This is a genomic window from Mesorhizobium sp. DCY119 (assembly GCF_003590645.1).
In the GTDB taxonomy this organism is placed as follows: Bacteria; Pseudomonadota; Alphaproteobacteria; order Rhizobiales; family Rhizobiaceae; genus Mesorhizobium_M.
On sequence record NZ_CP031834.1, the window covers coordinates 4,546,158 to 4,559,160 of the forward strand.

The 13,003-nt window shown below is 63.4% G+C and carries 13 protein-coding genes; 4 read left to right on the forward strand and 9 right to left on the reverse strand.

The features are described 5' to 3' along the window. Nucleotide 1: 1 nt before the first annotated feature. Both fdhD and DZG07_RS22225 read left to right on the forward strand, forming a co-directional pair. A complete protein-coding gene (fdhD, locus tag DZG07_RS22220; RefSeq protein WP_119820940.1) occupies nucleotides 2-832 on the forward strand; it encodes a formate dehydrogenase accessory sulfurtransferase FdhD in 831 nt (276 codons plus the stop codon). After that, on the forward strand, nucleotides 822-1,112 hold the full coding sequence (locus DZG07_RS22225) for a formate dehydrogenase subunit delta (RefSeq protein WP_119820942.1): 291 nt from the start codon (nucleotides 822-824) through the stop codon (nucleotides 1,110-1,112). The genes fdhD and DZG07_RS22225 overlap by 11 nt, the downstream gene beginning before the upstream one ends. 21 nt (nucleotides 1,113-1,133) lie before the next feature. Here the strand turns inward: DZG07_RS22225 and DZG07_RS22230 are convergent, their stop codons facing one another. The 9 genes from DZG07_RS22230 to DZG07_RS22270 form a co-directional block, all read right to left on the reverse strand. Then, nucleotides 1,134-1,982, reverse strand: a complete 849-nt coding sequence (locus tag DZG07_RS22230) for a sugar phosphate isomerase/epimerase (protein WP_119820944.1) — start codon at nucleotides 1,980-1,982, stop codon at nucleotides 1,134-1,136. Between the two features lie 320 nt (nucleotides 1,983-2,302). Then, complete coding sequence (locus DZG07_RS22235; protein WP_119820946.1) at nucleotides 2,303-3,730, reverse strand: gamma-aminobutyraldehyde dehydrogenase; 1,428 nt, start codon at nucleotides 3,728-3,730, stop codon at nucleotides 2,303-2,305. Between the two features lie 116 nt (nucleotides 3,731-3,846). After that, the gene (locus DZG07_RS22240; protein WP_091917326.1) at nucleotides 3,847-4,662 is read right to left on the reverse strand and encodes an ABC transporter permease; all 816 of its coding nucleotides are present in this window, start codon (nucleotides 4,660-4,662) and stop codon (nucleotides 3,847-3,849) included. Nucleotides 4,663-4,856: 194 nt separating this feature from the next. Beyond that, nucleotides 4,857-5,825: an ABC transporter permease gene (locus DZG07_RS22245; RefSeq protein WP_119820948.1), complete on the reverse strand. Its 969-nt coding sequence runs from the start codon at nucleotides 5,823-5,825 to the stop codon at nucleotides 4,857-4,859. A gap of 202 nt (nucleotides 5,826-6,027) precedes the next feature. Further along, nucleotides 6,028-7,023, reverse strand: coding sequence for an ABC transporter ATP-binding protein (locus DZG07_RS22250; protein WP_119821983.1), 996 nt, complete (start codon nucleotides 7,021-7,023; stop codon nucleotides 6,028-6,030). A gap of 224 nt (nucleotides 7,024-7,247) precedes the next feature. After that, on the reverse strand, nucleotides 7,248-8,405 hold the full coding sequence (locus DZG07_RS22255) for an ABC transporter substrate-binding protein (protein ID WP_119820950.1): 1,158 nt from the start codon (nucleotides 8,403-8,405) through the stop codon (nucleotides 7,248-7,250). 126 nt (nucleotides 8,406-8,531) lie between these two features. After that, entirely contained in the window at nucleotides 8,532-9,443 is a 912-nt protein-coding gene (locus DZG07_RS22260) for a LysR substrate-binding domain-containing protein (RefSeq protein ID WP_119820951.1), read from the reverse strand. Between the two features lie 42 nt (nucleotides 9,444-9,485). Further along, nucleotides 9,486-10,124 carry a DedA family protein gene (locus DZG07_RS22265; protein ID WP_119820952.1) on the reverse strand — a complete coding sequence of 213 codons (639 nt, stop codon included), beginning with the start codon at nucleotides 10,122-10,124 and terminating at the stop codon, nucleotides 9,486-9,488. Beyond that, entirely contained in the window at nucleotides 10,121-10,720 is a 600-nt protein-coding gene (locus tag DZG07_RS22270) for a phospholipid methyltransferase (protein ID WP_091917321.1), read from the reverse strand. The genes DZG07_RS22265 and DZG07_RS22270 overlap by 4 nt, the downstream gene beginning before the upstream one ends. Before the next feature lie 214 nt (nucleotides 10,721-10,934). Here DZG07_RS22270 and DZG07_RS22275 point away from each other — a divergent pair, with 214 nt between their 5' ends. Together DZG07_RS22275 and DZG07_RS22280 are read left to right on the forward strand one after the other, a co-directional pair. Beyond that, a complete protein-coding gene (locus DZG07_RS22275; protein WP_119820953.1) occupies nucleotides 10,935-11,609 on the forward strand; it encodes a response regulator transcription factor in 675 nt (224 codons plus the stop codon). Beyond that, a complete protein-coding gene (locus DZG07_RS22280; RefSeq protein ID WP_119820954.1) occupies nucleotides 11,606-12,973 on the forward strand; it encodes a HAMP domain-containing sensor histidine kinase in 1,368 nt (455 codons plus the stop codon). The genes DZG07_RS22275 and DZG07_RS22280 overlap by 4 nt, the downstream gene beginning before the upstream one ends. Nucleotides 12,974-13,003 lie beyond the last annotated feature (30 nt).

Sequence of the window (13,003 nt, forward strand, 5' to 3'; positions counted from 1 at the left end):
AGTGGCTGCGGCCCGCAAACCCATCACCCAGACCTCCCGCCTCGCCCGGCGCGCGGCGGGTACGGCTGCGGCCAACCGCATGGTGCCGGAGGAAACGCCGGTGGCGTTTTCGTTTGCCGGAACCACCCATGCGGTGATGATGGCGAGCCCGGCGGATTTCGAGGATTTCGCGCTGGGGTTTTCGCTGACCGAAGGCATCATCTCGTCAGTCGATGAGATCGAGGCGATCGAGGTCGAGGACCAGGGCGCCGGCATCGACATCCAGATCAAGCTGAAGGACAAGGCCAATACGCGCTTCCAGGCGCGGCGCAGGCGGCTGGCCGGACCAGTCGGCTGCGGGCTGTGCGGCATCGAATCCATCGAGGAGGCGATGCGCTCGGTCGATCAGGTCGGTGCGTCGCCGCTTACGCTCAGCGAAAACGATATCGTCCAGTCGGTAAAACTGCTTTCCAAGGTGCAGCCGATGCATGCCGAGACCGGCGCGGTGCACGCCGCCGGCTTCTACGTGCCGGGCAAGGGCATTATCAAGGCGCGTGAGGATGTCGGCCGCCACAATGCGCTCGACAAGCTTGCCGGCGCGCTCGCCCACAAGGCCATCGACGGTTCTTCGGGTGCGGTCGTCGTCACGTCGCGCGTGTCGGTGGAAATGGTGCAGAAGACGGCAGCGATCGGCGCGCGCTTCATCATCGCCGTGTCGGCGCCGACCGCCCTTGCCATCCGCACCGCCGACGAGGCCGGCATGACGCTGGTGGCGCTGGTGCGCGGCGATGATTTCGACATTTTCACCCATCCAGACCGCGTCACTTCCGGAGCAGCCAGACATGTCGCTTGAAGAACACAAGGCCAGCACGCGCGACAAGCTGATCCGCATGGCCAACCAGATCGCGACGTTCTTCCACTCCAAGCCGCGCGAAGAAGGCTTGGCCGGCACCGCCGAGCACATCAACAAGTTCTGGGAGCCGCGCATGCGCCGGCATCTGTTCGAGGTTCTCGACAGTGGCGGCGAAGGGCTGGACGAACTGGTGATCGCGGCTTCGGAAAAGATCAGGCGGCCAAGCGATCCTGTGACGCCGGCGCAAGCCGCGGAAGCAAATGCCGACGTTAGCGGCTGACCGCCCGCCGAGGCCGTCGTCCTATGCCCGCTTCCAGCCTTTCCGGATGTGGGCATATCCCTCGCGATAGACCGCTTCCGGGCTTTCGGCAAAATCGCGCCAGACTTTCGTTGCCGCCGCCAGATCCTTCAGCCCACGCCCGAACGCCTCGATGGTGAGCCAGCCGTCGTAACCGCTCTCCTTGATCGCGGCGAAGGTCTTCTTCCACGGGATGTCACCGCGCCCCGGCACGCCGCGATCGTTTTCCGAAATATGGATGTGGGCGATGTTGCGGACGTGCTTGGTATAGGCGCCGATGGGGTCGGCTTCCTCGATATTGGCGTGGAAGGTGTCGTACATGGCGCGGATGTTGGGGTGCCCGATCTCGTCGACATGGGCCGAGAGATCAGCCATCGTGTTCAAGAGATAGCATTCGAAGCGGTTCAGCGCCTCGAGCCCGATGGTGACGCCATGCTGGCCGGCATGGTCGCCAATGGCGCGCTGCGAGGCGACCGAGCGTTTCTTTTCGGCAGAAGTCGGGCCGACGCCTGAAAACTGGCCGAGCGTTGAATGAAGCGGGCCGCTGAGTGTTTTCGCACCCAGCGCCTCGGCGCAATCGATCGCCCATTTCATGTAGGTCACGCCGGCCTTGCGGGTGGCGGCACTGGGTGAGATCAGATTCATCGCGGGATCGCCCATGGCCGACACGGCAGTGCGCTCAAGGCCGATGCGATCGAGCATTTCGCCAAGCCGCCTGTAGTCGTCGGGCGTGCCTTCGAAGATCGGGATCTCGACGCCGTCATAGCCGGTCGCCTTGATGTCGCGCAGCAGTTTTTGGTGCTTTCCCGTGACGTTGGTCGTCCACAGGAACATGCAGAAGCCGATTTTCATTTGTCCCCTCCGATGGCCGCTCTGGTGGCGGTTCCACGGCAATCTAGCGGGGAAAATCTGGTAGGACCAGATGGTGCAGGCCGAAATCTTGGGCAGAGGGCGCATGGGTGCTCTGATGGACCTGAGCGGAGGAAAGACCCCCACCCCTAACCCCTCCCCACAAGGGGGAGGGGGACGATCTCGTCGCCTTAGCCATCAAGAACGGTGAAGGTTGGGGCCGGGCAGCCTTGCAGCAAAGTTCCCTCCCCCTTGTGGGGAGGGGTTAGGGGTGGGGGTCATCTCAAAGGCAATGCGCCGCCGAAAAGGAAGCGAGATGACGATCACCCATGGGCAAACATGACATGCCGCACCGCTGTATAATCTTCCAGCGCGTAGAGCGACATGTCCTTGCCGTAGCCGGACTGCTTCAGCCCGCCATGCGGCATCTCGTTGGTGAGCATGAAGTGGGTGTTGATCCAGGTGCAGCCATATTGCAGCCGTGCGGCGGTGGCCATGGCGCGCGACACGTCCTTGGTCCAGACGGACGAGGCGAGGCCGTAGTCGGAATCATTGGCCCAGTTGACGGCTTCGTCGGCGTCGGAGAAGCGGGTGACGGAGACGACCGGGCCGAAGACCTCGCGGCGCACGATCTCGTCTTCCTGCAAGGCGCCGGCAACCACGGTCGGCTGGTAGAAGAAGCCCCCGCCCTCACCCGGCTTGCCGCCGGTGGTGATCTCGACATGCTTCAGCTCCGAGGCGCGCTCGACAAAACTGGCGACGCGGTCGCGCTGGCGGCTGGAGATGAGCGGGCCGATCTCGTTTTCGGTGTCGTCCGGCTGGTTGAACTTGATGGTCGAGACGGCCGAGGACAGGTCTGCGACGAGTTTTTCGTAGATTTTCTTGCCGGCATAGATGCGGCAGGCGGCGGTGCAGTCCTGGCCGGCATTGTAATAACCGAAGGCGCGCAGGCCGTTCACCACCGCTTCCAGATCGGCGTCGTCGAAGACGATGACCGGCGCCTTGCCGCCGAGTTCCAGATGCGTGCGCTTGACCGATTTGGCGGCCGCCTGCAGCACCTTCTTGCCGGTGGCGACATCACCGGTGATCGAGATCATGTTGATCCTGGGGTGGTTGATCAGCGCGTTGCCGACGCTTTCGCCGCGCCCGAGCACGACATTGACCACGCCTTCGGGCAGGATCTCGGCCATGATCTTCGCCAGCTTCAGCGCCGTCAGCGGCGTCTGCTCGGACGGCTTGAACACCACCGTGTTGCCGCCGCCGATGGCCGGGGCGAGCTTCCACGCCATCATCATCAGCGGGTAGTTCCACGGCGCAATGGAGGCGACGATGCCGATCGGGTCGCGACGCACCATGGATGTATGACCGGGCAGATATTCGCCGGCCACCACGCCCGGCATGGAGCGCACCGCGCCGGCAAAGAAGCGGTAGCAATCGACAATGGCGGGGATTTCATCGTTGAGCACCGCATTGATCGGCTTGCCACAATTCAGCGCCTCGAGCTTGGCGAAGCTTTCCGCCTCGGCCTCGATGCGGTCGGCGATCTTCAGGAGATAGCCGGAGCGTTGCGCCGGCGTGGTGCGCGACCACTCGGTGAAAGCCTTCTCGGCGGCGGCAACCGCCGCCTCGATCTGCGACTGGCTCGCCTCGGGCAGATTGAGGATGATCTGGCCGGTCTTGGGGTTGAGGATCGGCTCCTCGGTCTCGGTGCCCTTTTCGAAGCGCGAACCGATCAGCATCTCGGTGTCCATGTAAACTCTCCCTGAATTGGTGTCTCAAGAGAGCGAGTAGTGAGTAGTGAGTGGTGAATAGGTTTGATCGCGTTGCTTTTTCCTATTCACTATTCACTACTCCCTATTCACTCATTTCACTTCCCCGCACCCGCTATCTGGTCGCCGTCGCGGGTCAGGTAATAGGCGGCAAGGATGGGCAGGAACGTCACCAGCACGACGACCATGGCCACGACATTGGTGACCGGGCGCTGGCGGGGCCGCACCAGTTCCTCCAGCATCCAGATCGGCAGCGTCTGCTGCTGGCCGGCGGTGAAGGTGGTGACGATGACCTCGTCGAAGGACAGCGCGAAGGCGAGCATGCCGCCGGCCAGAAGTGCGGTGCCGATATTGGGCAGCACGACATGGCGGAATGTCTGGAAGCCGTCGGCACCGAGGTCCATCGACGCCTCTATCAGCGAGCCGGAGGTGCGGCGGAAGCGGGCGACCGCGTTGTTGTAGACCACGACGACGCAGAAGGTGGCGTGGCCGAGAATGATCGTCCAGAACGAGAACGGAATTTCGGCCAGGCTGAAGGCTGAGCGGAGCGCAATGCCGGTGATGATGCCGGGCAGCGCGATGGGCAGGATGACCAGCAGCGAGATCACCTCACGGCCGAAGAATTTCGTCTGGCTGACGGCGGCGGCACACAGCGTGCCGAGCACCAGCGCAATCGCCGTCGACACCGCCGCGACCTTGACCGACAGGCCAAGGGCTGCCCACACATCAGGCCGGTTCCAGGCAACGGCGAGCCATTGCGTGGTGAGACCGGGCGGCGGCCACTGATAGCTCTTTTCCTCCGTCGTGAAGGCATAGACGAAGATCAACAGGATCGGCAGATGCAGGAACAGCAGGCCTGCGCCGGCGGCGATCTTGAGGCCGAGCGGGGCGGATTGATGGCGGTCAGAGCGCATGGGAACCTCGCGCACTTACGCTGACGTATTTACCCCCACCCCTAACCCCTCCCCACAAGGGGGAGGGGAATCTTTCCACCTCGCCCTCGGCAGGGACACACTCAGACAAAGAAAAATTCGGCAAGAATGAATGCATGAGAGATCCCCCTCCCCCTTGTGGGGAGGGGTTAGGGGTGGGGGTCATCTCCGAAGAACTAAAGCGCATCGAACGCCCCCATACGCTTGGCGGCCCAGAGATAGATCCCCATGATCACGACCGGGACCACGGTAAAAGCCGCCGCCAGCGGAATGTTGCCCGCCGTGCCCTGCTGGGCATAGACGGCCTGCCCGATGAACAGCCGCGACGTGCCGATGATCTGCGGGATGATGTAATCGCCCAGCGTCAGCGAGAAGGTGAAGATGGAGCCGGCGACGATGCCCGGCAGGGCCAGCGGAAACAGCACGTTGCGGAAGGTCTGGCCGGGGGTTGCCCCGAGATCGGACGAGGCTTCGACCAGATTGCCCGGCACGCGCTCGAGGGCTGCCTGTATCGGCAGGATCATGAAGGGCAGCCAGACATAGACGAAGACGATGAAGGTGCCGGTGAAGGAAACCGACAGCGAATTGCCGCCGACATAGGGCAAAGACAGCCAGGCATCGAGCAGCCACGACAGATGCAGCTTGGCGAACAGCCAGGTGAGAATGCCTTCCTTGGCGAGGATGAGTTTCCAGGCATAGATCTTGACCAGATAGCTCGACCACAGCGGCAGCATGATGCCGAGATAAAACAGCGCCTTCCATTTGCCGCGGGCATAACGCGCCGCAAAATAGCCGATGGGAAAAGCCACGACCGCCGAGGCCAGCGTGACGCAGGCGGCCATGGTCACCGTGCGGACGATGATGTCGAAATTGGCCGGGCGCAGCAGCTCGCCATAGGTCTTCAGCGTGAATTCGCGGTTGATGAGGCCGGAAAAATCATCGATCGAAAAGAAGCTCTGCAGCAGCAGTGCGAACAGCGAGCCGAGATAGACGACGCCGAGCCACAGAAGCGGCGGCGTCAGCATCAAGAGCAGAAGCAATTTCGGCTTGCGCCAGAAGATATCCGACAACGCCCCCGCAATACCGCCGCGGCTGGGCAGGATGACCGGCGCTGTATGGGCCTGAAGGGCGGTGGAGGTATTCATCCCGCATCCCTCCAACGCCGGCGCTTGGGCTGCCCCAACCGAGACGTCATCCTGGTCAAGGAAGCGGAGCGACCGCGAGCCGGGACCCATTCCGGAACGCCGTCTGGCACTGGACCGCTACGGAATGGGTCCCGGATAGCCGCTCTTCGCTCCGCTTCAAGCGGCTTCCGGGATGACGCGGTGCGGGTGTGTGCGGCTGCGCTCATGCCGGCTCGTCCATCAAATGAAGATCGGCCGGCAGCCAGACGAGCGAGACATTTGCGCCGTCGTCCGGCACGGGCTGGCCGGCGGGCGTTATGACATGCAGGCGGGTGCCTTCGGCATCGACGGTGAGCCGGTTGGTCGCGCCGAGAAAGCTGCGCGCGCGCACGGTGCCGGACACGCCCTGCCCCGCCTTTTCGGCCAGCCTGATCTTCTCCGGCCGCAGGCTCGCCCAGCGGCGCTTGCCGCCATGGCGGGCGACGAAATCGGGCGACAGAACGTTGGAGGAGCCGACGAAATCGGCGACGAAACGCGATTGCGGCCGCTCGTAGATATCCTGCGGCGTGCCGATCTGCATGATGCGGCCATCGTTGAAGACGGCAACGCGGTCGGCCATGGACAGCGCCTCGCCCTGATCGTGGGTGACGAAGACGAAGGTGATGCCAAGCGCGCGCTGGAGCAGCTTGAGCTCCTCCTGCATGTTTTCGCGCAGCTTGAGATCGAGCGCGCCGAGCGGTTCGTCGAGCAGCAGCACGCGCGGCTTGTTGACCAGCGCACGCGCCAGCGCCACGCGCTGACGCTGGCCGCCGGAAAGCTGGCTCGGGCGGCGCGCGCCATAGCCGGGAAGCTGCACCAGCTTCAAGGCGTCTTCTGCCTGTTTGGCACGCTCCGTGCGGCCCACGCCCTTGACCATCAGCCCGTAGGCGACATTGTCGAGCACGTTGAGATGCGGAAACAGCGCGTAGTCCTGAAACACCGTGTTGACGTTGCGGCGATAGGGCGGGACGCCCTCGGCGCGCTCGCCGAAGATGGAAATCGAACCCGCCGTCGGCTGCTCGAAGCCGGCGATCAGGCGCAGGCAGGTGGTCTTGCCCGAACCCGACGGGCCGAGCATGGCGAAGAACTCGCCGGGCCGGATATCGAGGTCGACCGCATCGACGGCGCGCACGGCGCCGAAGTGGCGGGAGACTTTTTCGAAGGAGACGGCTGTGGTCATGGCAATGATGTCCAAAGGTGCTCAGTCGGGATCGATACGGCCCGATCGCCGATTGCTGAGGTCGGCGCTGCCCCTCATCCGACCCTTCGGGCCACCTTCTCCCCGTGAACGGGGAGAAGGAAGAAGCGTCAGCGTCGCGGCCAGCCTTCCTCTCCCCGTCACTATACGGAGAGAGGATGCCGGCAGTCAGGTGAGGGGCGGCGCAAGCGCCGGAAGTTAACTGCTCACCGTCCGCCGATCACGCCGATATAGTCCGACACCCAGCGGTAGTAGGGCACGCATTCGCCCTGGCTGGCGCATTTGGCGACGGGGGTCTTCCAGAACTTGATCTTGGCGAAGTCCTCGAAGCCGTTGGTCTTGCAGCCTTCGTCGGTGAGCAGTTCGTTGCCCTTGCAGGCAGCCGGGACGGCCGGGTTGGAGCCGAACCAGGCAGCGAGATCGCCCTGCACCTTGGGCGAGAGCGAATGCTCCATCCACATATAGGCGCAGTTGGGATTGGCGGCGTCGACATGCATCATGGTCGTGTCGGCCCAGCCCGTGGCGCCCTCTTCCGGTATGGTCGAAGCGATCGGCTGTTTTTCCGACTTGAGCAAATTGACCTGGAACGGCCACGAGCCGGAGGCGACGACGCCTTCGTTCTTGAAGTCGTCGACCTGGATCATGGCGTCGTGCCAGTAGCGGCCGGCCAGCGTGCGCTGGACGCGCAGCAGGTCGAGCGCTGCCTTGTACTGGTCTTCATTGAGTTCGTAGGGGTCCTTGATGCCGAGATCGGGCTTGTGCGCCATAAGATAGTTGGCGGCGTCGGCGATGTGGATCGGACCGTCATAGGCCTGGACGCGGCCCTTGTTGGGCTTGCCGTCGGGGAAATCCATCGCCTCGAAGACGACGTTCCAACTCTTGGGCGCTTCCTTGAAGACGTCGGTGTTATACATCAAGACGTTCGGGCCCCACTGGTAGGGCACGCCGTAATGCACCTTGTCGACGGTGAACCAGGGCGCGTTCTGCAAGCGCTCGTCGACGGTTCCCCAGCTCTTGATGAGATCGACATTGACCGGCTGCACGCGCTTGCCGGCGACCAGGCGCAGCGAGGCGTCGCCCGAGGCGGTGACGAGGTCGAAGCCACCCTCGTTCATCAGCGCGACCATTTCGTCGGAGGTGGCGGCGGTCTTGACGTTGACCTTGCAGCCGGAAGATTTCTCGAAGTCCGAGACCCAGTCATAGGCCTTGTCGGTTTCGCCGCGCTCGATATAGCCGGGCCATGCGATGATGTTGACCTGACCTTCGCCCTTGCCGATTTCCTTCAGCATCTCCTGCGCCATCGCCTGGCCGGAAAAGCTCAGCGCCACGGTCAGGGCGGTGCATGTCTTCAGAAAAGATTTCATGAACTTTCTCCCATTTGAAGGGGCCGCTCTGGCTGGCGACGTTAATCCCTGAAATGAAAGGTGATCTGAATCCGAAGCATTCGCAAACGGATTTATCAGAAACACGATATCGGTTTTTCCGATAGGTTACGGTCTTTGCCGTGTTTGCCGCTGCGATTGGGCAATGCCTATGAAATCGCGGGCTGCCTGCGGCAGGCTGGAACCGCGTCGCCAGACCATGCCGACTTGCACGACCGGCAGCGAGCCGGAGATATCGCGCGACTCGATGCGGTCGCCTTCCAGCGACCACGGCCGGTAGACCAGATCGGGCAGCAGCGCCACGCCGGCGCCGGTGGCGACGAGGCTGCGCACCGCTTCCACGGAGCGCGTGCGGAAGGCGACATGCGGGCGCGCACCGAGCGCCACCAGCAGCTTGCCGGTGTTCTCCTCGATTTCGTCGACGGTGAGCATGATCAGCGGTTCGCTGACGATATCGTTGATACCGATGATGTCGGCGCTGGCCAGATGATGGCCGAGCGGCAGCCACAGGCGGTAAGGCGAGACCTCGAGGATTTCGGCCTGCAGCGCCATGCGGTCGCGCAGGTTGGAGATGACCATGACGGCGACATCCAATTCACCGCCGACCAGCAGGTGCTCGAGATAGTCGCCATTGTCCTCGATGGCCGACACGTCGATCGAGGGAAAGGCGCGGCGGTAGCGGGCAAGCAGGTCGGACAGCACATAGCCGGCGACCAGCGATGTGACGCCGAGCTGAAGCCTGCCCGTCGCGCGCTCCTTGTCGTCGGAAAAGGTGCGGCGGGCGTCGGACACGTCAGCCAGAATCTTGGTGGCATGGCGCAGGAACTGATGGCCCTTGTGGGTGATGTTCAGCCCGCGCGGATGGCGCTCAAAAAGCTCGACGCCGAGGTCGCGCTCAAGATCCTTGATCGCCTCGGTGACTGCTGATTGCGAGATGGAAAGGTTCTGCGCAGCACCGGAAACCGTGCCCTGCTCTGCGACCGCGACGAAGAACTGCAACTGCCTGATGGTGAATGCCATGGCGCGAATAAACACGCGCGCTGCAGGAATGGGAAGAGCCGCTCAGCGTCCCCGTCGCCGAAAGGCTACAGCGCGCTGCAACGCGCGGATGCGGCCAACGGCGCCGTAGCGCAGCGCGGCCAGGAATGCCGCCTCCAGCACGAGGACGACCGCAACGATGCGGAAGCCGATCGTCACCGGGTCCTGCCCGGCATCGCGCATGAGATAGCCGGCGCCCAGGAAGGCGGCATTCCAGACCAGGGTGCCGCAGAAGGTGGCGACTATGAACGGCAGGCCCGCAAGCCGCCATGCGCCGGCAGGGATAGCAAGATAGATGCGCACCGTCGGCACGAGCTGGGCCAGAAGCGTCACGCGAAACTGGTTGCCGCGATAGGCCTGCGCCAGCCGCTGATAGGTCGCCTTGGGCAGAAAAAGATATTTGCCGAAGCGCTCGACAAGCCGGCCTGCCCGGTCTGACCCCAGCCAGCGGCCCATGCCGTACCAGAACATCGAGCCGACGGTGGAACCGAGCGCGGTGATCAGCAACAGCGAGGCGAGGGTTTCGCTGTTCGGCGCTGCCGTCATGCCGAGGAACAGCAGCAGCACATGCGAGGGCGGCACGGGCAGTATCTTTTCAGTGAAGGCGAGAACGCCGGCGCCGAGAAGCCCAAGGCCGAGCATCGTCGCTACAGGTCCGATCATCGGATGCGCCAATCATATCTGTTAGCGGTCTCAATCCGGCTTATACGGTAGACAGCCGCCGGGGGGAAGTTTCGAAAGGTGTGGCCGATGCGGGTCGCCTCGAGGTCGAGACGATCAAGCATCGTCTGCTCGATCGGACAGCGCCAGCTATAGGTGAACTGGTAAAGCGCACCACCGGGGCGAAGATTGGCGAAAACGCCTTCTAGGATAGACTGCGTCTTGCGCGGCGGTATCGACAGGAAGGGCAAGCCGCTGATCGCAGCGCCCAAAACCGGCCCCTCGAACAGGGCCAGATGGCGCAAGCCCACGGCATCCATCTCGAACACACGCGCGTCGGGGAAGCGGTGCCTGAGCATGCTGGCGAAGTCGGATCCTGCCTCGATCAAAGTGAGGTTTTCCTCCTTCACGCCACGCGCCAGCAGTGCCCGGGTGAAAGGGCCCGTGCCAGGCCCGAGTTCAAGAACCTGTCCGGTGTCGGCATTTATCTCGCGCGTCATCAGCGCCGCGAGGCTGGGGCTCGACGGCGTGACCGAAGCGACCCGCAATGGCGCCGCAGCCCAGGCCATGAGAAAGGACAAAGTATCACTCGCAGGCATATCGACCCTCAATCCACATGTCGGCAGCAGGCGAATCGACCGCCAGCTTTAATGAGGGCTGTTTGCGACGGGAGGATTACACCGGCATTGCGCGGGAACGAGCCTCACGAAAAAATGCTGGCGTGCGGAAGGTGCATCGCCATTTCAACTTCGCAATGTTTCTGCAATGTTGACGGGATAGCCGGGCGGGACATTGCCTTCGCAAGGATGTTGAATGCGCATTTTGCTGGTCGAAGACGAGCCGGAGATGGTTTCGGCCCTGCGCAGCGCGTTGAAGCGGCATGACATGGTGATGGATCATGCCGGCTCGCTCGCTGCCGCGGAGGGCTTCGTCGCCACCGATACCTACGACGCCATCCTGCTCGACCGTCAATTGCCGGATGGCGATGGCCTGTCGCTGGTGCCGAAGCTTCGCGCGACCAAAAATGCCACGCCGGTTCTGGTGCTGACGGCGCGCGGCGACCTTGCCGACAAGGTGGCCGGGCTCGATATGGGCGCCGACGACTATCTGGCAAAACCATTTGCCTTCGAGGAACTTCTGGCCCGGTTGCGCGCATTGCTGCGCCGCCCTGCCACCGTGCAGGCGCAGACGCTGCGCGCCGGCGATCTTGCATTCGATGTCGGCCACCGCGAAGCCTCCATTCGCGGCGAACCGTTTACCTTGCCACGGCGCGAACTGCTGGTGCTGGAGGCGCTGATGCGGCGCACGGGCCGCATGGTGCAGCGCTCGTCGCTGATGGAATCGGTGTTCGGCCTCGATGACGAGATCCAGTCCAATGCGCTCGACACCCATGTTTCGCGGCTGCGCCGCAAGCTTTCGGAAGCCGCAGGCGGCGTGACGATCAACGGCATTCGCGGCGTCGGCTATCTGCTGCGCGAGACGCCATGAGAGACCATTGGCTCTGCTCGCTGAAATGGCGCCTCGTCCTGCGCATTGCGTTGCTGCAGGGCGTTATGCTGACGTTGCTCATCCTGCTGATATTCAGTGTGATGCTGGGCGCAGGCTTCATTCCTGAAAAATACGAGAACGGCACATTCGACGTGCTGAAAGATGCCGTCGCCCGCGATGCCGGCGGCAATCTGGTGCTGAAACCGACGCATGAGCTGGCCAAGCTGCGCACGAAAGTACCCGATCTCTGGTTCATCATCCGCGATGGGCAAGGACGCCAGCTTTCGGAGGGCTCGGTTCCGGCCGGGTTCGCGCCACTGGCCGGAATGCTCGATCTCGTCAGCGATGCCCGGCTCAGTCCGACCAAGGACGGTCCGCCGGCCGCAGTGACCAAATGGGCCCAAACGGCTGCCGGCGATGTGCGCATCATGACCGGCACGCAAGGCGATCTTTCGCTGCTGCGCCTGCTTACCGCTGTACCGCATTTTTTCCTCAAGGCGATTTTGCCGCTGACCGGCCTGATGGCGCTGGCAACCCTTCTGGCGACGCCCTGGGTCATTCGCGGCGCACTTACGGGCCTGGGCGAAGCGGCCGCAGCAGCCGGGCGGATCGACATCGACAAGCGCGGTGTGCAGCTGCCGGTCAAGGACGTGCCGCTGGAGGTGGTGCCGCTGGTCAATGCGGTCAATGCCGCGCTGGCGCGGCTCGACAAGGGCTATGAGCGCCACAAGCGCTTCCTGACTGATGCCGCCCACGAATTGCGCACGCCTGTCGCCATCCTCAACACGCGCATCGCCTCGCTGCCGGCAACGCCGGAACGGGCCCGGCTGCTGCAGGATACCGCGCGCCTGTCGACGCTGACCGACCAGCTTCTCGACCTGCAGCGACTGGACCGGCAGCAGGCCAAGTGTTTCAAGCCCGTCGATCTGGTCGAGACGACGCGCAGCGTGGTCGTAGACCTCGCACCAATGGCATTCGCAGCCGGCTACGAGGTGTCGTTCGAGCCGGCTGAGAAAGCGCTTTTCACGAATGGCGATCAAACGGCGATCGAACGCGCTGTGACCAATCTGGTGCAAAACGCCATCGAGCATGGATGCAATGCCGGCAAGATCACGGTGTGCGTAAATGCGCCCGCCACCGTCGAAGTGTCAGACGAAGGCCAGGGCGTTCCGGAAGCCGAGCGGGAAAGGATATTCGAGCCGTTCTACCGCGCCCGCCCGCAGAACTATGGCGCCGGCCTCGGCCTCAATCTCGTGCAGGAAATCATGCAGCTGCATGGCGGCCGCATCGAACTCGTGGCGAAAACCGCAGGGGCCTGCTTCCGCATGATCTTTTCACCGGCCGCCGAACCCAAGACAGCCTGAGACAGAGCATTCCAGAGCTTGTGTTTGACA